20 protein-coding genes are annotated in these 19,618 nt (G+C 63.3%); 11 read left to right on the top strand and 9 right to left on the bottom strand.

Annotated elements, in window-relative coordinates; genetic code table 11:
* Positions 1 to 19 precede the first annotated feature (19 nt).
* A complete protein-coding gene (locus tag E4P29_RS00315) occupies positions 20 to 892 on the top strand; it encodes a PE-PPE domain-containing protein (protein ID WP_135040956.1) in 873 nt (290 codons plus the stop codon).
* 6 nt (positions 893 to 898) lie between these two features.
* On the opposite strand, the gene E4P29_RS00320 is transcribed toward E4P29_RS00315, so the two are convergent.
* The 3 genes from E4P29_RS00320 to E4P29_RS00330 form a co-directional block, all read right to left on the bottom strand.
* Positions 899 to 1,258 (bottom strand): VOC family protein, encoded by a 360-nt coding sequence (locus E4P29_RS00320; RefSeq protein ID WP_135040958.1) that lies wholly within the window; start codon positions 1,256 to 1,258, stop codon positions 899 to 901.
* A gap of 54 nt (positions 1,259 to 1,312) precedes the next feature.
* Positions 1,313 to 2,266, bottom strand: a complete 954-nt coding sequence (locus tag E4P29_RS00325) for an alpha/beta hydrolase family protein (RefSeq protein WP_032369664.1) — start codon at positions 2,264 to 2,266, stop codon at positions 1,313 to 1,315.
* Between the two features lie 75 nt (positions 2,267 to 2,341).
* Positions 2,342 to 4,255: an alpha-amylase family protein gene (locus E4P29_RS00330; RefSeq protein WP_135040960.1), complete on the bottom strand. Its 1,914-nt coding sequence runs from the start codon at positions 4,253 to 4,255 to the stop codon at positions 2,342 to 2,344.
* Between the two features lie 71 nt (positions 4,256 to 4,326).
* On the opposite strand from E4P29_RS00330, the gene E4P29_RS00335 reads away from it, so the two are divergent.
* Complete coding sequence (locus E4P29_RS00335; protein WP_135040962.1) at positions 4,327 to 5,286, top strand: SDR family NAD(P)-dependent oxidoreductase; 960 nt, start codon at positions 4,327 to 4,329, stop codon at positions 5,284 to 5,286.
* Positions 5,287 to 5,291: 5 nt separating this feature from the next.
* On the opposite strand, the gene E4P29_RS00340 is transcribed toward E4P29_RS00335, so the two are convergent.
* Positions 5,292 to 5,831, bottom strand: coding sequence for a hypothetical protein (locus E4P29_RS00340; RefSeq protein ID WP_135040964.1), 540 nt, complete (start codon positions 5,829 to 5,831; stop codon positions 5,292 to 5,294).
* 59 nt (positions 5,832 to 5,890) lie between these two features.
* Positions 5,891 to 7,630, bottom strand: a complete 1,740-nt coding sequence (locus E4P29_RS00345) for a GAF domain-containing protein (RefSeq protein WP_135041822.1) — start codon at positions 7,628 to 7,630, stop codon at positions 5,891 to 5,893.
* A gap of 71 nt (positions 7,631 to 7,701) precedes the next feature.
* On the opposite strand from E4P29_RS00345, the gene E4P29_RS00350 reads away from it, so the two are divergent.
* The 3 genes from E4P29_RS00350 (at position 7,702) to E4P29_RS00360 (ending at position 10,272) form a co-directional block, all read left to right on the top strand.
* Positions 7,702 to 9,075, top strand: a complete 1,374-nt coding sequence (locus E4P29_RS00350; RefSeq protein ID WP_135040966.1) for an FAD-linked oxidase C-terminal domain-containing protein — start codon at positions 7,702 to 7,704, stop codon at positions 9,073 to 9,075.
* Positions 9,076 to 9,110: 35 nt separating this feature from the next.
* A complete protein-coding gene (locus tag E4P29_RS00355; protein WP_135040968.1) occupies positions 9,111 to 9,677 on the top strand; it encodes a DUF2716 domain-containing protein in 567 nt (188 codons plus the stop codon).
* Positions 9,678 to 9,738: 61 nt separating this feature from the next.
* A complete protein-coding gene (locus E4P29_RS00360) occupies positions 9,739 to 10,272 on the top strand; it encodes a hypothetical protein (RefSeq protein WP_135040970.1) in 534 nt (177 codons plus the stop codon).
* 35 nt (positions 10,273 to 10,307) lie between these two features.
* On the opposite strand, the gene E4P29_RS00365 is transcribed toward E4P29_RS00360, so the two are convergent.
* Positions 10,308 to 10,766 (bottom strand): hypothetical protein, encoded by a 459-nt coding sequence (locus tag E4P29_RS00365; RefSeq protein ID WP_135040972.1) that lies wholly within the window; start codon positions 10,764 to 10,766, stop codon positions 10,308 to 10,310.
* Between the two features lie 107 nt (positions 10,767 to 10,873).
* Here E4P29_RS00365 and E4P29_RS00370 point away from each other — a divergent pair, with 107 nt between their 5' ends.
* Positions 10,874 to 11,458, top strand: a complete 585-nt coding sequence (locus E4P29_RS00370; protein ID WP_135040974.1) for a hypothetical protein — start codon at positions 10,874 to 10,876, stop codon at positions 11,456 to 11,458.
* A 22-nt stretch (positions 11,459 to 11,480) separates the two neighbouring features.
* On the opposite strand, the gene E4P29_RS00375 is transcribed toward E4P29_RS00370, so the two are convergent.
* Positions 11,481 to 12,827 (bottom strand): MFS transporter, encoded by a 1,347-nt coding sequence (locus E4P29_RS00375; protein WP_135040976.1) that lies wholly within the window; start codon positions 12,825 to 12,827, stop codon positions 11,481 to 11,483.
* A 170-nt stretch (positions 12,828 to 12,997) separates the two neighbouring features.
* On the opposite strand from E4P29_RS00375, the gene E4P29_RS00380 reads away from it, so the two are divergent.
* The 4 genes from E4P29_RS00380 (at position 12,998) to E4P29_RS00395 (ending at position 16,982) form a co-directional block, all read left to right on the top strand.
* Positions 12,998 to 13,765: a metallophosphoesterase family protein gene (locus E4P29_RS00380; RefSeq protein WP_135040978.1), complete on the top strand. Its 768-nt coding sequence runs from the start codon at positions 12,998 to 13,000 to the stop codon at positions 13,763 to 13,765.
* Positions 13,766 to 13,769: 4 nt separating this feature from the next.
* A complete protein-coding gene (locus E4P29_RS00385; protein WP_135040980.1) occupies positions 13,770 to 14,939 on the top strand; it encodes a winged helix DNA-binding domain-containing protein in 1,170 nt (389 codons plus the stop codon).
* A 136-nt stretch (positions 14,940 to 15,075) separates the two neighbouring features.
* Positions 15,076 to 15,978 (top strand): glycosyltransferase, encoded by a 903-nt coding sequence (locus E4P29_RS00390; RefSeq protein ID WP_135040982.1) that lies wholly within the window; start codon positions 15,076 to 15,078, stop codon positions 15,976 to 15,978.
* The gene (locus E4P29_RS00395) at positions 15,975 to 16,982 is read left to right on the top strand and encodes a polysaccharide pyruvyl transferase family protein (RefSeq protein ID WP_135040984.1); all 1,008 of its coding nucleotides are present in this window, start codon (positions 15,975 to 15,977) and stop codon (positions 16,980 to 16,982) included. Before E4P29_RS00390 ends, E4P29_RS00395 begins: the two co-directional genes overlap by 4 nt.
* A 25-nt stretch (positions 16,983 to 17,007) precedes the next feature.
* Here E4P29_RS00395 and E4P29_RS00400 read toward each other — a convergent pair whose 3' ends face one another.
* Entirely contained in the window at positions 17,008 to 17,625 is a 618-nt protein-coding gene (locus E4P29_RS00400; protein ID WP_135040986.1) for a class I SAM-dependent methyltransferase, read from the bottom strand.
* A gap of 154 nt (positions 17,626 to 17,779) precedes the next feature.
* Between E4P29_RS00400 and E4P29_RS00405 the strand changes: the two genes are divergently transcribed.
* Complete coding sequence (locus tag E4P29_RS00405) at positions 17,780 to 18,409, top strand: DUF4190 domain-containing protein (RefSeq protein ID WP_135040988.1); 630 nt, start codon at positions 17,780 to 17,782, stop codon at positions 18,407 to 18,409.
* 60 nt (positions 18,410 to 18,469) lie between these two features.
* Here E4P29_RS00405 and E4P29_RS00410 read toward each other — a convergent pair whose 3' ends face one another.
* Complete coding sequence (locus E4P29_RS00410; RefSeq protein WP_135040990.1) at positions 18,470 to 19,567, bottom strand: hypothetical protein; 1,098 nt, start codon at positions 19,565 to 19,567, stop codon at positions 18,470 to 18,472.
* Positions 19,568 to 19,618: the final 51 nt, after the last annotated feature.

A 19,618-nucleotide genomic window follows, 5' to 3' on the forward strand; every position in this document is an offset into this window, starting at 1 on the left:
TCGGCCACACTCGGTAACCATGAACCAGGAGCAGGTAACCGTACTCGCGGTCGGCGGCACCGGTGAATCGCGTCCGGCCGACCATCGGACCCGCGTCACCGGTCTCCTGTCGTGTGTCGTCGGCGCACTCGACGATCGCTTCGTCGGCCGCTGGGTGGGCTACCCGGCGTCGTACGGGCCCGTTGCATTCGGCGGACTGAGCTACCGGCACAGCACCGAACTCGGAGTTCGTCGCCTGCGTCGCGCGATCGAGAACACCACTGGGCCTCTCGCTCTGATCGGATATTCGCAGGGAGCAACGGTCGTTCGCGAAGTACTGGGCCTCGTTCACGACGGAATCGTCGACGGCAGCCGCATCGTCGCGGCCGGTCTGGTCTCGGATCCACAGCAGCCGGCCGGTGCGGTGCCCGGCTGCACCGGCCGCGGGGTCGCCGGCATCGGGCCGGCTCTGCCGGAGTCGATTCCGACCCACTGGATAGCTCTCGCGTCGGACATGATCTGCAATGCCAGCGACGACAGCCTCGTTCGCGATATCGCCGACCTGACGCGCTGGATGTCGTTCCGCACGCCCAAGACCTGGTTGCGCGAACTGTGGCTGCTTCTGCGCAGCAACAGTTTTCAGAACGCGACTCGTACTCGCCTACGACCGACGCAGTGGGCGAAGGATGTTCGACGCCTCCGCACCGCGGCCACCGAGGTGGCCGGGTACCTGCCCACGTCCCTCGGCTGGAGACGATGGGTGTGGACCAACTCGGGTGGCGGTCGCCACATCGCCTATGCGTCGGAGCCGTATGCAGGCGACCTCACCGGATGCCAAGTTCTCGCCCGCTGGCTCGGTGAGCAAGAGGATCAGCGGCTCGGCCGAGCTCTACCGGCTGCGCAGGTCGCGTAACGCAGATCAGTCTCGCTTGCAGAGACAGAAGATGTGGCCGACCGGGTCTCGGTACACCCAGAACGACTCGTGCGCGTCGTCGATCAATGTCGCTCCGGCATCGACGACGAAGTCGCGGGCCCGCTCCATCTCGTCGACGACGAAATCGAGGTGAATCTTGATGCCGTCGTTCGGCCAGTCCACCGGGCTGAAGTCGGGGGCCTTCTGGAAGGCCAACCGCAGTTCGCCCGGACCGTGGACGACCACCCAATCTCCGTCGTCGCGCACCGGTTCCCAGCCGAGGATCGTGCTGTAGAACCGGGCGAGCGCTGCCGGATCGGGACAGTCGAGAACCGTGTAGTCCACGGCGATGACGGGTGCATTCATGTCGGAATCGTAGCGAGAATCTCCCGGGTCGGACTATCGATTACTCGCCGTCGATCAACCGCCGACTGCCGGGGCAATGGTCTCGAACCACGCCTCGTGCAGATGCTGCTGCCAGTGATTCCACCAGTGCACGCCGGTGCCGGTGATCTTGACGTTGGGTCGACCGCCTGCGGCCTGCAACAACGGAACGAATGCTCGGCTGCTCATGCCTGCGGCGGTTTCGAGCGGCACCATCTGTGCGAACTTGACGGGGTCGAAGCGGCTGCTGGCCGGGTTGAACACCGGGTCCGTAGCCGGTGAGCCGCTACCCGAGGAGACGAAGACTGCCGTGTTGCGCAACGCGCCGACATTGAGCGACGGATCGTTGCGGATCCAGTCTGCCGACGGCCAGGTGCCCCACATGTTGCGCGCGTTGCCACCCATCTCGCCGACGGCGACCGAGATGCCCTGAGCGAATCCGGGGCTGCTGGCCGTCGGGTAGCCACTGAACGACGCCACCGCCTTGTAGAAGTCCGGCCGGTGAGCCGCCAGGTTCAGTGCGGAGGTGCCGCTCATCGACAGGCCGGCCACGGCGTTGTTGACGTTGTCGCTACCGAAACGATCGGCCATGAAGGGCGGCAATTCCTGGGTCAGGAACGTTTCCCACTTCACCCGTCCGAGCTTGGGGTCGTCGCGCTGCCAGTCCGAGTAGAAGGTTCCGCCGCCGCCGAACGGAATGACCACGTTGACGTGCTTGTCGGCGAAGAAGCTCTCGACGTCGGTTTCGATGAGCCAACCGCTGTTGTCTTCGGGCGCACGCAGCCCGTCGAGCAGATACAGCGTGGGTGCAGGGCCGCCACCGGCAGCTCGGAGCACCTTGATCGGGATGTTCTTGTCCATCGACGGCGAGTAGACGTAGACCAGCTCGGAGTCGGCTTTCGCCACACCGGTCCCCATCAGCACCGTTGCCATCGTGGCGACCATGACCGCTACGAGAGCGAGCACCGTACTTCGTAACCGACCGCGCATCGAAATTGTCCCCTTGTTCGTATCCAGCCCCACCGTCCCGGGGAGGGTAACAGCTCGGTCACGGTAATGCGTCCTCTAGCGCGACGGGCTGTCGACGATCCACCAGGCCGCGTACGGCGGCAGCCATACCGATCCGTTCTCGTCGACCGCCAGGTCGTGCTGCGAGAGCACTTCGGTGGGGGCCGGGATGCCGAGCTCGATCAACTGCGCATGGGGGAACGGGCGGTGCCGAGAAGTGACGTTGTAAAGCCCCACCAGGGTGCCGCTGGGATGACGTCTGCGCACCACGAGCAGACCGTCGTCGGATTCGGTCTGGACGTCGACCGGCGCCTCGGCGTGCAACATCGGTAGACCGGAGCGCACCTTCGCGATACGAGCGATGCCGTCGAACACTCGTTGGGCGTCGCTCCCCTGCTGAAATCGACCGGCGCGGTCGGCGTCGGTGACGCGGGGTCGATGCACCCACCTGTTGTCCTCGGCATGAGCCGGTTCGTCTGCCCAGTTCGGGTCTCCCGGGGAGCCGAGCTCGTCGCCGCTCCACACGACGGGAATGCCGCCCCATCCGGCAATGACGGCGTGCGCCAGGAAAATTCGGCCGAATGCGCCGTCGGCGTCGAGGCGAGACGGGCCGAGACCGGTGAGCGCTGCTGCGGTCCCACTGATCCGGCGGTCCCCGGTGTCTGGGTTGTATTGAAACACAAGCCCTTCGGCCCAGGATCCGTCGAACTCGCCGGAGTACCAGTCGGCCAGGAAATGCCGATGGCCTGCACCCGACAGTCCGAGGGACGCTGCGTCGCCGTCGTCGATGGCCCAGCCGATGTCGTCGTGGCATCGCACGTAGGTCACCCAGGTGCCACTCGGTGGCGTCGGCGGTAACGACGCCAGGGCATGACGCGCCAAAGCCGTACTGCCCGTGGCCAACATCGACCAGACCTGCACCATCAGCGAGTTGTGGTAGGCGATGTCCGATACTCGCCCGGTGTGTCTGCCCTGCCCCAGATACGGTAACAGATCGCGTGGGCCGACGATTGCTTCGGCCTTGAAGAGCGTTGCCGGAGCGGCAAGGCGAGCGGTCGCTCGGAGAGCCTGGGTGATCGCATGCACTTCGGGCTGGTTCTGGCAATTGGTGCCGAGCCGCTTCCACAGAAATGCGATCGCGTCGAGGCGGAGCACTTCCACCCCGAGATTGGCCAGGTGCAGCACGATGCTTGCGAACTCCTCCAGCACAGCAGGATTGGCCCAGTTCAGATCCCACTGCCACTCGTTGAACGTGGTCCACACCCATTCGCAGAGTTGGTCGTCCAACGTGAAGCTGCCGGGCGCGAAGTCCGGAAATACCTCGGGGAGGGTGCGCTCGTAGGAATCCGGGGTCGTCCGATCGGGGTAGATCAAGAAATAGTCGCGGTACTTCGGATCACCGGCTCGCGCCTTGACAGCCCATTCATGTTCGCGGGCAACGTGATTGAGGACCAGGTCGACCACCATGCTGATACCACGTCCGCGCAGAGTCTCGGCGAGAGTACGCAGATCCTCGTTGGTGCCCAGATCTTCTCGCACCGCGCGATAGTCCATCACTGCGTAGCCGCCGTCGTTGTCGCCCGGCCGCGGTCGAAGCAGCGGCATCAGATGCAGGTAGGTGACACCCAGATCGGTCAGGTGATCCAGTCGTTCACCGACTCCGCGCAGCGTCTCGCCGTAACGGTCCACATAGCAGGCGTAGCCGAACATGTCCGGCTGCTGAAACCAATCGGGTTCGAGCAGTCGACGCTGATCGAGTCTGTGCAGATCCTCGGACCGCTCCGCGTACGCACGGGCGGCGATCTCGACGAGCGTGGCAGCCACTGCATCAGGCTCGGGGTAGACAGCCGTGACGGCGTCGTGCAGATCGGGAAACCACTGTTCGAGGCGGAGCTCGAACGTCTCGCGTCGATGGGCGGGCAGTTCGGCGAGGATGTCGCGGGTGACGTCTGAGACCGTGGTGTGCGCCATGGACTCATCATGGCATCGAGCAGTCGCCGCCGACGCGCATACATCCCGACTCCCTGGGGTACTGGCGCAGCATGTCATTGCTGAGCCGCACGGTGGACACGATTCTCGACAGAGCCGTCGTTCCCGGCTACTCCCGAGTCGGTGCAACGGTGCGTCGGCGATTCTGGGCCGCCGACCCGTTACCGTTCGCCTCCCCCATCGACATGGTGGTGACCGGCGCATCCTCGGGGTTGGGAGAAGCTACCGCGAAGCAGCTCGCCCGCCTCGGAGCGCGGGTGCACCTGGTCGGACGATCGGCCGAGCGACTCGACGCCGCCGCTGCTGCCATCCGAACCGAAGTGCCCGACGCCTCCCTCGTGATGCGCGAGTGCGATATCAGCGATCTCGATTCGGTGGCGGCCCTGATCGCGGCATTGGCGTCCGAACTGACATCGGTGCACGCGCTCGTGCATTGCGCCGGGGTGATGCCGGACGAGCGGCGGTTGTCGGCACAGGGTCACGAATCCGCTTTCGCCACCCATGTTCTCGGACCGGTCGCGCTGACGGTGGGACTGCGAGAATTGTTCGACGCCGGATCGCGGGTGGTGTTCGTATCGAGCGGAGGCATGTATGCGGTTCCGCTGCAGAACTCGGACTTCGAGTTCTGCAGCGGTCGCTATTCAGGGATGACTGCTTACGCCCGAACGAAACGAATGCAGGTGGTGGTGGCCGAGCAACTGGCCGAACGCTTTTCGCTCGAGGACGATCCGGTGGTGCACAGCATGCACCCGGGCTGGGCGGCCACTCCTGGCGTCACCGGGTCGATGCCACTGTTCGATTCGGTGATGAAGCCCATTCTGCGCAGCGCCGACGACGGTGCCGACACCATCGTCTGGCTGGCGGCCGCCGATCCCGCGTTGACCAGCACCGGCACATTCTGGCACGACCGCGCGCCGCGGCCGACGCACTATCCCTCCTGGCGCGGAGACTCACCGCGCGTGCGAGATGCGTTGTGGACCAGCGTGTGCGCGGCAACCGGAATCGGAATCTGATCGGTTCACATCCCGGGCTCGAACCGCTTGCGTCCGCAGACCGCGTTCCGAAGGACCATCAGCACGGTCAAGCCGATCCCCCAGCCCAGCATGCACAGAATGACGCCCACACCTGACTGCCCCGTGACGTCGGTGCTCGCGTCGACGCAGAACGCCGTCGAGAACCCAGCGGTCGTACCCAGCGCAGCGACGTGTCCGCCGGTATTCGCCCATCGCGACAGATGCGCGGCCAGCAGGCACAGCAACACCACCGTCGCCCCGCACGCCGCCACTTGCCAAGACGGGAAGGCGTTCGGGGCCGGGAGACCCGGACCACGGAACTCGCCTCGGTAGTCGGCAGACCAGCTCAGCCAGCCTGCGCACGACACGAAACCCGCTGCGAGAGCAATCGATCCGGTGGCCCATAACCCCATCGATCCCTTCCCCGGCCCCTCTCGCAGTCTCGAGAACAGAGCCCACAGAAGGAGCGCCCAGAAGGTCGACGGCACGCCCACGAAAACGAAGACTATCCACATAAACTGAGACCACGAAAAGTCGACTGCCATGACCCGACGCTATCCGACGTAGCGCGCGCCTGGCCCCGATCCGCGGAGCCCGATCGACGTCACAGACCCAGCAGGTCGGCCGATCTGCGCAGTCGCATCAGGACCTGAAGATCGAGAGCATTGTCCGGGTCGCGCCAGTGCGTTCCGATCAGACGGTCGATCGCGTCGAGTCGTTGATAGAGCGTGTTGACATGCACCCCGAGAGCCGACGCGGTTGCCGAATGATGGCGTCCACGCGCCAGATAGGTCGAGAGTGTCTCCATCAGCGGAACCCCGCGCTTGTTCTGCTCGGCCAACAGCGGACCCAACTTTTCCTGCGTGAGTTCGTCGAGATGTTCAAGCGCCAAGTGGCTGAGCAGAATTCGATAGATTCCCAGCCCACGCGCCGAGCAGGCTTCCCCCTCGCGGCCGAGGGTAACCAATACGTCGACGGTCTGCCGAGCTTCCCGGTAGCCCTTGGCCAGCGCCTCGGGCCCGATGCCCGGCTCGGAGATTCCGACGGTGGTGCCGGCGAGGAACATCGGTGTGACCGTCGCCGAATCGTGCGCGGGCACCACCACGATCAGACTCGAACCTTGCTCTGCGACAACAGATCCTGCCGGAAATCGGCCGAGCTTCGTTCTCGACGCACCCTGCGCGACGGCGACACAGTAGGACGTGTCGGGGGCAAGTCCGGCCAAATGAAGTTGTCGCCGTTCGGCATCCGGAGTGGACGCCGGGTGCGAGAGCAGGTCCACCAGAAACGCATCCTGTGCGCGCCGCGCGGAATCGGCGGCGGCCCGCTCCTCGGCGAGTGACAGGGCCACTGCCGGCGCTGCTCGATCGAGCAGCAGACGCGTCCTGGCATCGTCCGGTCCGATCGAGATCAGCGCGCCGAGGAATTGACCGGCTGCTGCCACCCGATGAGCCGTCACTGACGTCAACGACACGGTGTCCTTGCCGTCGCCACACATGCGTAGCAGTTCGTCGACCTCTTCCGAGTGGACCGCCAGTGCCGCGGGAACCGCAGCGGCATCCGGAACGAAGTAGGCCGGACGCTCGGTCAATACAGCAATTTCGCGAACCAGTGTTCGCACGCCGCCGCCGCGAAGGACCACCTGGGTCAACGTTCGGTCCCACTGCAGTGTCTGTTCGAGTTCGGCTGTGCGTTCGGATAATTCGGCATTCAGCGTCTCGAGCCGGTCGATGGTCCGTACGTTCTCGATGGCGATGGCCGCGTGCGCGGCCAGCGCCGAGAGCAGGGCGATCTCACTGTCTGCGAAGTCGCGTTCCTGGCGCTTGCATGCAAACAATGCGCCGATCACTCGATCGCCCACCCGCAACGGCACGCCGAGCAGACCGCGCATGTTCTCCGAGCGGGCCGCGCTGTCGGCACCGGTGATGTGCTGGAACGCCGGCTCGCTCTGGTAGTCGGGGGTCCACGACGGCGACGCGCTGCGCACGATGAGTCCGACGAGCCCTGCGTCCTGTTCGAGCCGAAGACCGACGAGCCTAGGAGTCAGGGCTCCGCTGGTGACGTCGATGACGAACTCGTCTCCCTGTACGGACCCCATGTAGGCGAGGTCGACACCGAGAAGCCTGCGTGCCTGATCGACGACCTCTTGGAGAAGAGCACGGTTGTCGCGCACCGTCGTCAGTCGCACCGCGATGTCGTTCAGTGCCGCCAACTCCGTGCTGCGTTGACGTCGCTGATCCAGCAGGGCGCGTAGCCGTAGAGCTGCGTGCGACTCGGCACCTGGAAATGCCTTCCGGTGCTCTTCGAGACGATCGATCGACGCGTCGTCGAGCAGAAGTTCCATCCATGACTTCTCCGCGGACATAGAGAGAACCTACATTGGCCGAGACCCAGCTCACAGCTAGAGTCGAGAACATGACGCTCGTCGAACAACTGTCCGAGGCCTTGCCCACCGATCGCATAGTGGTCGACCCGGACGTCATCGCCTCCTACCAGCACGACGAGGCGGAGTGGGCCCCGTATTCGCTGCCCGTTGCCGTCGTGCGGCCCCGGACTGCCGAGGAGGTGCAGACCGTCGTTCGAGCCTGTCTCGCCCACGGAACGCCGATCGTCACTCGCGGGGCGGGCACCGGCTTGTCCGGCGGAGCCAACGCCACCGAAGGCTGCGTCGTGCTCGCGCTCGACGGGATGGACACCATCAAGGAGATCGACGTACTCGAGCGTTATGCCGTCGTCGAACCCGGAGTCGTCAACGATCACCTCAGAGCAGCCGTCGCAGAGCAAGGCCTGTGGTACCCGCCTGATCCGGCCAGTGCGCCGTGGTCGACGATCGGCGGCAACGTGGCCACCAACGCGGGCGGGCTGTGCTGCGTCAAGTACGGCGTCACCCGCGACTACGTCATGGGGATGCAGATCGTCACCGGTACCGGAGAATTGGTACGACTCGGGCGTAAGACCGCGAAAGGCGTTGCCGGCTACGATCTTGCGGGTCTGATGGTCGGATCCGAAGGAACACTCGGAATCATCACCGAGATCACCGTCAAGTTGCGCCCGCTGCAGGACCCGCAGCGGACCGTTGCCGGCTATTTCGATTCGATTGTGGACGCAGGTCGTGCCGTGGCCGCGGTCGCCGCCGCAGGATTGACGCCGTCGGCGTTGGAGTTGATCGACAAGCAGTGCCTCATCGCCGTCGACGCTTGGAAGAACATGGGGTTGTCCGTCGAGGCAAATGTGGTGTTGCTCGGGCGGATCGACGATCCGGGGCTCATCGGAGACCAGGAAGCCGAGAAGATGCTGACGTGCTTCGACGAGGCCGGAGCCACCTGGTCAGCGGTATCGACCGATCAGGAGGAGGCCGACGCCCTGTTCTCCGCTCGGCGGTTGGCGTACCCCGCGATGGAACGACTCGGACCGGTGTTGACCGAGGACGTCTGTGTGCCGAAGAAGCATGTGCCCGAGATGCTGTCGCGTATCGAACAGATCGGCCTGCGATACGAGACGACGATCGCCAACATCGCGCATGCGGGCGACGGAAACCTGCATCCGTTGCTCATCACCCCGCACGACGACATCCCGGCGCGCGAGCGCGCTCAGGCCGCCTTCGCCGAGATCATCGACGCTGCACTGGAACTCGGAGGCACCGTCACCGGCGAACACGGCGTGGGACTGCTCAAGATGGACGGACTGACGCAAGAACTGGACCCAGTTGTGCTGGACATGCACCGAGCAGTGAAAAAAGCACTCGATCCGCATGGAATCCTGAACCCGGGCAAGGTATTCGCGTCCTGAGATCGCAGCCTCCAAAGCCCTGGGACGATGGACCTATGACAAGCAAGCTGACCATGGACTTCGGCTCTGCGTTGCCCATCGGGTGGACCGAACTCGACCGAAGCGTGACATCGGAGCATTGGTCGCTGTTCGACAAAAAGTTCGGGTTTCGGCCCGGGACCAAACCTGACTCGTGGCCTGCCATTGCCGAGCCTGCCCCGTCGATGACATTCGACCTCGACACAGACACCGTACGCACGATGGCCTCATGGTCTGCGAGAGTCGACGCAGTCAATGCGGAAGCCCTGCGCTGCTTCGTCACCGAATTTGCGGATGCCCCCACGTTTGTGGTCCTGGACTGGCAACACCCCTGCTACAGCTTCGATGCCCAAGCGCACGCCGATGCGGCCGAGAACGCCGAGTGGCGGGTACCCGTCTACCCGAACGGCGACTACTACATCTTCGCCCGCGACGAATTCACCGAGGGGACCTTCGGCCACCCGTGGGAACGAACCTTGTGTGTCTTCGGACCGCGCATGGTCGCCACCCTCGGGCACACCTTGGCGACGTGGCTCCCCACGATCCGGGTCGACGGGCGACGGGTCGCGGATCGACCAATGTAACCGAGCCCGACCCGCCGGCAACAGATCAACCGCGCGAAAACAGAATCCGTATGGTTGCACGATGGACGACAACGACGCGTCGGAAGCGATCGATCTGGCCTTGACGAAGCTGGAGGGGCAGCGCGCCTCTCATGTCGACATGATGGGTAGTACGCCGTTCGCACCCTTGGCTCACGTGCAGCGCCCCCGCGTGGTCGCCGTCGTGCTGCAAAACAACGCCATGCGAATCACGGTTGTCGTCGACTACCACGAAGGTGGTTGGCGTGTCCCGACGATGCTGACAGGCTCTCGTCGCAACACCGCTGCCCGGGCACTGGAAACCGGCCCGATGGGACTCCGAGCAAAGAGCATGAAAAAGGTGCGCCGGCCGTCGACCGACCCGAAACGTTCTACACCGGAGCACTATTGGTTCACGCTGACCGGCCTAGCCGCAGTCGATGTCGATCACGTCGTCGTCACCAGCGATGTCGATACATTCCGTGCAGTTCCAGACAGTGACGGGGTGGTGTTCGCACTTGTCGAGGCCACCGACACGAGCAACCCGGCCATCGTCGTCCACACAAGAGACGGCCGCGAAGTGCTTGCTGGGCCCTGAAGGGACAGGCGTTACCGCCCTGTCGACAACGAAGATCAAGACGACATTTCGGGACCGCGTTTTTCGAGCGCAACCACAGCAGCCACCAAGATCAGCGCGGCGCTAGCGATACCCGGTAACCACATCGGATCCGGGGAGTAATAAAACAGCAGCGCATAGTGCAGCTGAAAGATCGCCACTGGCAACAAAATTAGTGCCCTTGTTCGACGCATTCGGCCGTTCGTGAAAAGTATCTCGCTGATCGAACCAACAAGGATCAGCGCAACCAACGGTGGCCCCTGATGCCATTGCAGTAGTACTTCCCAGTGACTTTGGCCAGTAGAACTGGATCGCGCGAAGACGGCGAACGCAGCCGATACGAGTGCACAGACAATCCAGCTGATCGGATGGCGAAAAAACTGGCGTACTCTTCTCAAAAGCGCTTCCTTACAACATGAACAGCGACGACCTCGAACTGAACCAATGAGCAGCTCGCTTCTCTTCGAGCTGAGCACGTCGACAACCTACATTCCGCGTCGTGGCCGGAGGCCTCGAATCACATGCAGAGGGGCCTTATCGTTCACTTGTCCGGTATCGCTCCGGCTTGTGAAACCATCGCCTCATGACCGTTCGACCGTGCACCGATGCTTCCCCAGCTCAGTGGTTACTCACCGCGGACCGCGATTGGTCGGACCTCACTGTTCGTGGGCCACTCGGATACGAGGCGTACGCGCGCCTGCGGTTCATTCCCGACCCCACCTATTCTGGTCAGCGCGAAGGGGACGCAGACGTAGACGGTGAACTCTTGCCGGAGATCAAGCAACTGGCGATTGCGACCTCACACCTCTCCAGCCACACCTCCACACCCGACGACTGCTACTTCGCTATATGGGAAGGATGGGGTGGACTCGAACTTGTCGGAGCGGTGCAGTTACCGTTCGTCAATCGCGAAGCTGTTCTGTTCAACGGTGCCACCAGCGATCTCTCGACATGGGTCGACTCTCGGGATGACACCAGCCCCGCCAACTTGCCGATACCGTCATTCGTCTGGCCGGCCGACCGCGCCTGGTGCATCGCCAACGACGTCGACCCCCACTTCGCCACCATCGGAGCAAGTTTCACTGCAATCCAAGAACTACTGAAGAACACCACCATCGACGTCGCCGTGGACGATCCCGACCTTCCACAGCCCTGGTACAGCGCCTAGAGAACAAGTCGATCCAATCTCGTCAATGGGCGATCGATGCTTTGACATCACTGCTCGTGCTGTCACCCACCGTGCGACGGTGCAGCGCCAGCACCAGCCCGACGGCCACCATCATGACGCCGCCGACGACCCACAGTCCGGCGCGGGCGTTCCCTGTCGCGTCGAGTAGCCAGCCCGTCACGTACGGCGCGCCGAAGCCGGACAGGTTGCCCACCGAGTTGATGATCGCGATGCCAGCGGCCGCGCCTGCCCCGGTGAGGAATGCACTGGGCAGGTACCAGAACACGGGCAGCGCGCAGAACACTCCGACTGCGTTGACCGTCACGGCGATCATCGTGGTGAACGGCGAATCCATGTACAGCGCAAACGGTATGGAGACCGCGCCGATCAACGTGGGGATCGCGACATGCCAGGTGCGCTCACCCGTCCGGTCCGAATGCCTGCTCCACAACACCATGGCGAGGGCACCCACCGCGAAAGGAACCGCGACGATCAGCCCGGTTGTCACGAGGGAGAAGTCGGTATCGAACGTCTTCTTGAAACCGGCGACGATGCTGGGTAGGAAGAAGCTCAGCGAATACAGGCCGTAGGTGATCCCGAAGTACACCAGTCCGAGCATCCATACCCGTGCGTCGGTGAGAGCCCGCTTGACCGAGCCGGTGACGTGCGCGCTCTTCGACGACCCCTCGGACTCCAATTCCGCTGTCAGCCAATTCTTCTCGTCGTCGTCCAGCCATGTGGCCTGTGACGCCCGATCGGTCAGGTAGAACCAGGTGATCACACCGAGAACGATTGCGGGCAGGCCCTCGAACAAGAACATCACGCGCCAACCGGAGAGTCCGAACAGTCCGTCCCAGTACTGAATGATGGCACTCGACAGAGGCGCACCCAGTGCCGAGGAGACCGGCAGTGCCAGCATGAACAGGCCCATCAGTCGAACTCGGTACGCGCGAGGGAACCACATCGTCATGTACAGCAGGACACCGGGGAAGAAGCCCGCTTCGGCGATGCCGAGAACGACGCGGAGTCCGTACGGCCAGCCCGCTGTGGGTACGAATGCCATGGCGGCAGCCACGATTCCCCAGGAGACCATGATGCGTGCAATCCAGCGGCGTGCACCGAACTTGTGCAGGGCCAGGTTGCTGGGCACCTCGAACAGCAGGTATCCGATGAAGAACAGTCCCGACGCCAGGCCGAACATCGTTTCGGTGAGGCCCAATTCGTCGCTCATGGTGAGCTTGGCCAGGCCGATGTTGGTGCGATCGAGATAGTTGACGAAGTAGGCCACCCCGAGGAACGGAATGATGCGTCGGGCGACCTTCTTGACCACCCTCGTTTCGATCTCGGGCTTCGTCGTGACTGCAGGCATGGGCTCGGCTTTCCATCGAACGGAAGTGACTTGGACCACACTATGGACCAGTCGGTCGAGGGTCTATGGAGAAATCACCCATCGAAGGCGGAGATCCGAGGGCGAACTCTCCAACGCGCGCCGAGGGTTGCCGTGTTGCAGTCGAGTGCCCACGCTGCGATCCTGTGGTTGTGCGGGTAGCTCTCATTGCCGATATTCACGGCAACATCGCGGCGCTCGACGCCGTCCTCGACGACATCGAACGGCAAGGCGTCGACTCGGTGGTGAACCTCGGCGATCTGCTGTCCGGCGGACTGCATCCGCGTCGGACTGCGGACCGGCTGATGGCGCTGAACTTTCCCACCATCGCAGGTAATCACGATAGATACCTGCTCGAGCAGGATCGCGAGTCCATGGGCAGTTGGGATCGACATGCCCACGATCGACTCGACGACGAGCATCGACGTTGGCTGGGCTCGCTGCCGTTCTCGCTCGAGCTGGGTGACGGAATCCTCGCAGTGCACGGAACACCCACCGATGATCAGCAGTACTTCCTACATTCGGTGGACCCCCACGGCTCTCGTGAGGCAACCGAGGCCGAAATTCTTTCCAGAGCATCGGGTTTCACCAACAGATCGGTGATCGCCTGCGGACACACCCATCTGCAACGCCACTGGACTCTCCCCAGCGGCACGCTCGTAGTCAATCCGGGCAGCGTCGGCGCGCCCGCATACGACGACGATCAGCCCTACCCACACGTCATGGAATCGGGGACTCCGCACGCCCGATACGCGGTGCTCGACGACCACGACACAGGCGGCTGGACGGTCTCCTTCGAGCTGGTCGAGTACGACCACGTCGGTGCTGCCGCCGATGCCCGCGCGTACGGAATGACCGATATCGCCGACGCGCTTCTCACCGGTTTCGTCGGTCCCGCTCCCCTCGAGCAGTCACACTGAGCCCGTGAAGATCACCGACGTCCAGCGGCGACAGCGGCTCGTCGCGCAGCAGTTATCCGACGCCTCGAGTGTCGAATCCGTGGTGTCGTCTTTGCTCGCACTGCATGCCACCGATCCCGCGACCGTGTATCTCTCCGTGCTTGCGCGTGCTCGATCGCTGGGACTGTCGGAGGTTCGTGACGCGATGTACGAGCGCCGTAGCTTGGTTCGCCTGATGGCGATGCGTCGCACGATGTTCGTCGTGGCGCACGACGACGTTCCGATGATCCACGCTGCGGCGAGCCTCGGAGTTGCCCGCACGATGCGAACCCGGTTGATCAAGCAGGTGTCGACGCTGCCGACCGAACCGGTGATCGACGACGTCGTATCTTGGCTCGCGGCAACCGAAGCCGAGACCGATGCCGTATTGCGCTCGATGGGCACGGCGACCGGGGCGGAGCTGTCCGCAGCAGTTCCCGGACTCAAGACCGCTCTGCTGCCGACCACGGACAAGGTGTACGACGTCAAGCGCTATGTCACCTCCGAAGTCTTGGTGATGATGGCTGCGGAGGGAAAGCTGGTGCGGGTCGAGCCGCGCGGCGCGTGGACGTCGCGCCGACATGCCTGGGCACCGATCGATCAGTGGTGGCCCTACGGGATTCCCGAGTTGGACGAGACTGCCGCCCGAGCCGATGTGGCCCGGCGCTGGCTCGACGTGTTCGGACCGGCGACCTTGGACGACCTGCAATGGTGGACGGGATGGAACAAGACGCAGACCCGTGGGGCGGTCGCCGAACTCGACACCGTGGCCGTAGAACTGGCCGAGGGTGACGGAATCATGTTGACCGACACAGTGTTCCAGGACTCCCCTCGTCGGGCAATGCTGCTTCCCGCCTTGGATCCCACACCGATGGGGTGGAAGCACCGACACTGGTATCTCGGCGAACACAAGGCCCCACTGTTCGATACCTTCGGAAATATCGGTCCGACCATCTGGTGGGAGGGACGCATCGTCGGCGGATGGGCCGTGGATTCCAATGGTTCGGTGGTCACGGAAGTACTCGAGGACGTCGGGTCTGCGGCGTCGAAAGAGGTTGCAGCAGAGGCTGACCGGATCACCACCCTGCTCGACGGTACCCCAGTGGTTCCCTCGTTTCCGACGCCGTTGGAGAAGAGACTGCGCGGAAAGTCGTAGCCACATCGGTCCGAGTTGACAGTCGAACTGTGTCTGTAAATGACAGTGCCACACAACACTTCAGGCTTTGTCGCGTCAACCCTACCGTTGGGATGCCTACCCAAACAACACTCGGATTTCGTTGTAGGGTCACAACGTGCCTATCAGTCTGGTTTCCATCGTCCTCCCCGTGTACAACGGTTTGCCCGAACTGAACGAGCAGCTCCAAGCGCTTGCTGCGCAGGACTACACAGGCGATGTCGAGCTCATCGTCAGCGACAACGGATCGACCGACGGCCTCCGCTCACATCTCGAAGAATTGTCTCTACCTCTGACGATGCGTATCGTCGACGCCTCCGCCAAGCGTGGCGTCTCCTACGCCCGCAACGTCGGCGTGGAAGCCGCGCGGGGCGAGATCATCGCCTTCGTCGACCACGACGACGTCGCTTCTCCGACGTGGCTCAGTGCCATGGTGCGCGCACTCGACAGCTACGACGCCGTGGGCGGCGCAATCGAACATGATTCCCTCAATCCGCCGGAGGTGACGGCCTGGCGAGACAACCCGCCGAACGGCACTCTGTTTCCCACCGCCTACCTGCCGTATGCCCCAGGAAGCAATTTCGCGCTGTGGAGGCGCGTCTTCGACAAGGTCGGAGGCTTCGACGAAGACCTCGTGGGCGGTGCCGAAGACGTCGACTACTCGTGGAGGCTTCAGCAAGCAGGATTCACTCTCGGACATGCCGCGGATGCGTCGGTCGCATACCGCATCAGAACCACGGTTCGTCGATCGTTCTTGCAAGGCCGCGCGTACGGACGCACGTCGTACCAACTGTCGACCAAGCACCGCGCAGCGGGCTGCCCTCATCCGTCGTCCCTCGCCCGGATTCCCGCGCACACGGCGGCGATCTTGTATCTTGCGACAGTTCGCAATCCGTGGTTGCCGAAAGTACTGCGACCGATGCCCAGCGGTCTGTGGGCCCACTACGTCGGAATCCACTACGGCGCACTGCGTATTCGAGTGGCCGCGCTCGGCCGCGGCCTGCGACGGAGTCCCCGATGACATACGAGACAGTCGACGCGATACGCGAAGAGACCTTGGCCGTCCTGCGGCAACATGCGTCACCCGGAGATCGGGTGGCTCACTTGGACTTTCCGAATCACTTCAATGCCGGTGACTCGCTCATCTACGCCGGTGAGGTCGAGTACCTGAAGCAGTTGAACGTGCACGTCGACTACGTGTCCGATCCGTTCACCCACAACAACGATCTGCTCGAACAACGAGTCGGTGATGGGACCCTGTTTCTGCAGGGCGGAGGAAATTTCGGTGACCGCTGGCCGATGGACCAGAAATTTCGTGAAGGAATCGTTTCGCGGTTTCCTCGCAACAAGATCGTGTGCCTTCCCCAAAGCATCGACTACTCCGACGCCGACGCCATGCACAGGACCGCGGCCCTCTACGCACAGCACCCGGACCTCACCCTCATGCTGCGTGAACAGCGTTCGTACGAGCTGGCGCTCGCCCATTTCCCGAACAACCGCGTCGAATACTGTCCGGACATGGCTTTCGGTGCCGAGATCGCACACAGCGCCGAAGGCTCTGCAGTGGACGTCGTGAAACTCGTGCGCGACGATTCCGAAAGCCTCGGTCATGCTTCGGTCAACGTCGACGCGTCGTCCGTCCAATACGACTGGGGGTTGCACGGAAGGGATCTGGCGATCTCGAAGATGGTGACGCTGCCGACCCGAATCGCATACAACTTCCCCAAAGCGAATCGGCTGCTGTACCCCGCTCTCGTTCGCTCGTACGAGCAGACAGCGAAGCTCAACCTCCGTGTGGCGCAGCGCATTCTGAACCTCGCACCCGTCGTGCTCACCGATCGGCTGCATGCGGCCGTATTGGCCGCGATGATGGGCAAGCGCGTCGTGGCGATGGACAACGCGAACAGGAAAGTATCCGGCATCTACGACGCCTACCTGCACCGGTTCGACAACGTTCAATTCGCAGCGACACCCGACGCGGCCGCCGACATGGTTCGGCAGGCCGTGTCCAACAGTCGACGATGAACGCTGGTCGACACCCCGTCCGTTTTCAGAAGGGGTAACGGCCCTCGGCCCAGGCACGCGCGGCGGGAGGAGTCACCGCGTCGACGGGTTCGCCGTCGCGAAAGTAGTTGGTGTGCAGGATTCGACCCGCGTCGACGGCCTCTTGCCAGGCCTGCGTCGGACCTTCGCCGAACCAGAGCCACGGCGTGATGTCGTCCATGATGACAACCGATTCCGGTGTGGCGAGCGCACGGAGATCGTCGAGGTCTGCGCGGGCACCTTCCACAGAATGGTCGCCGTCGATGAAGATGACATCGAAGTGCGCGTCCGGGTGTTGCTCGGCATAAGCCTTGATGGTGGTGTGCGAATCTCCCTGGATCATGGTGTGTCGGCCCGGGAAGTGTTCGTCGACATGGGCTTTCGCGGCATCGCTGTACGCGTATGCGGCCAGATCGAAGGATACGACGGTCACGTCGGGAGAGGCTTCGAGGAACGCCCAGCTCGAGAAGCCGGCATTGAACCCGACCTCGCAGATCGACTTCGTGCCGGGCCTCGCGGCCAACGCGGACAGGTATCCGAGTTCCGACTCGTCGGCTCCACGCTCGAAAGGCTCCCCCGCTGTGGCGGTTCGATGCACCAACGACTCGAGGTATTCCAGGCCCATCCATGTCCTCCTGTTCGACTGCTTCGGAGCGTAACCGACGGTCGATCGTGCGCGCAGACGACAACTGCCACCTGGCCGACACCGATACCTGTAGCGTTCGCACCGAATGACTTTCCGCACCTTGTTTTTCATACAGTGAACGGGGAACGAGTCGATGACCGTAGATCTCACCAAAGGTGACAACCGCGCAACCGAACCGGTCAACCCGTACGCTGTGATCTCACTGATCGCGGCGCTGCTGGGCTTGTTTCCCGTCGCGATAGTGTTCGGAATCCTGGCTTTCTGGCGACCTGCCGGTCGTGGAATTGCCATCGCGGGCTTGGTAATCGGAGTGATCGAACTGCTCGTGGCGGCAACTGTCGTCTACGGTTTCGGTTCTCTCACGCCGAGAACGTCGGCATCCGTCGAAACACTTGTTCCCTACTCCCTGCCGGCGACCGCACTCTTCACGGTTCCTCCCACTACGGAGCCACCGACTCCGGTCGAGACCACCGTCGACGCGACCGAGGCCCCCTCGGCCCCACTGCCCGAGGTGGACGGACCATGCGATCCGGGCGTCGACAATCACGGAACCTCCGCCGATGGCACGTTCCTGAAGTGCACCTATGCAGGGTCGACTCGCGCGCATTGGGTGCAGTCGGCACCGATCATCGACGGCAATGCGGAGCCAGGGTCGGAATGCGACCCCGCAGCGAGAGGGATTGCGGTGTCGCCGGATGGATTCGACATGTTCTGCGTCTCCGACGGCGCGAACGGTGGCGGCTATTGGTCACCCGGACCGTAGGCGGTTGATCGGTTCGCGTCGTCCCGCGAACCTGAGTCTCATCGATCGAGGACCAGACGGTCAGAAGCGGCTACGAAGAGACAAAGCGGCCGAATGGAAGTAGCTGCGGCGAATGGCTTTCCTCAACGCCTTGCGCACGCCGGCGTCGAGAGTTCCCGACTTCTGCATCGCCGCAAGACCGTCCCGCAGTTGGCGTCGGTCCCAGACCATCAGTTTCATCCGACGCGCAGCGTCCTCGTCGATTGCGCCCGGGAGCGTCACGGTCTCGGCACCTGCAAGTGCCAACCCGACTTTCGTGCGAGTGCATTTGCCACAACGCCCGCAATTGAAGCTCCCGTCGGGGTTCTCCCAGCAGACCCGCAAGTGGTTCATCGCGGTCTCGTTCCCGCCGATGCGACGGATCTTTCCGTAGCGGTCTTGTTCGAGCTCATGATGCTCGAATGCAACGGCACCACTGGACCACAGGGGGTCGAGATCCGGATGGGATCCCCATGGATGTAACTGCCGGTAGCTGTAGGACGACGGGATGATGACCGTGCTCAGGTGCTCCGACAATGCCAGACCGACATGCGCCAGCGCGGGTCCGTGGAAGACCCCGCCCCATTCGAGCTGAAGGGGATCGCCCAGCGCCGACCTGACCGTGGTCTTGATTTCGATCAACGGCTTGCCCAGATCCGCAGCCGCTTCTCGGGCCCCTGCCAAGGCTTTCGACGCCAGCTCCTCGTCGTCGATGTGGATGTCGAATCCATGCACGAAGATCAGATGGGTGATGCGTTCGGACTGGGTGATCGCCGAATAGAAACTGTCGACGCCTCCGCTGAAGAAGCAACCGACGCCCGTCGCCTCGGAGACACTGTGTACCCGTTCTGCCGCAATCGATATCTTGTGAAACCGCCTCGGGTACCAGCTGCGAAGAACACTTTGAGCTTTCGACGCATTGCGAAGTGCCACCGAGTCCACGGGAGCGTCGAAGTCGACGTCCCACCTATGCCGCATACCTGCCGCCAAAAGCGGAGGAAGCCAGGAATTCACGGAGTGGTCCAGGCTGTAGTTCGACTCGGTAGTCACGCGAACCTCGACGCCGGATGGTGTCTCGATCAGCGCTGAGATGCAGTTGGGACTTGCGGCTTCGGCGTGGAGCGTCAGCGACCTGTTCACCGCCGGGAGTGTGCCACAGTCCGGGCCTGCCCCGATACGAATCGAGTCACC

Source organism: Rhodococcus sp. 1R11, assembly GCF_004563845.1.
In the GTDB taxonomy this organism is placed as follows: domain Bacteria; phylum Actinomycetota; class Actinomycetes; order Mycobacteriales; family Mycobacteriaceae; genus Rhodococcoides.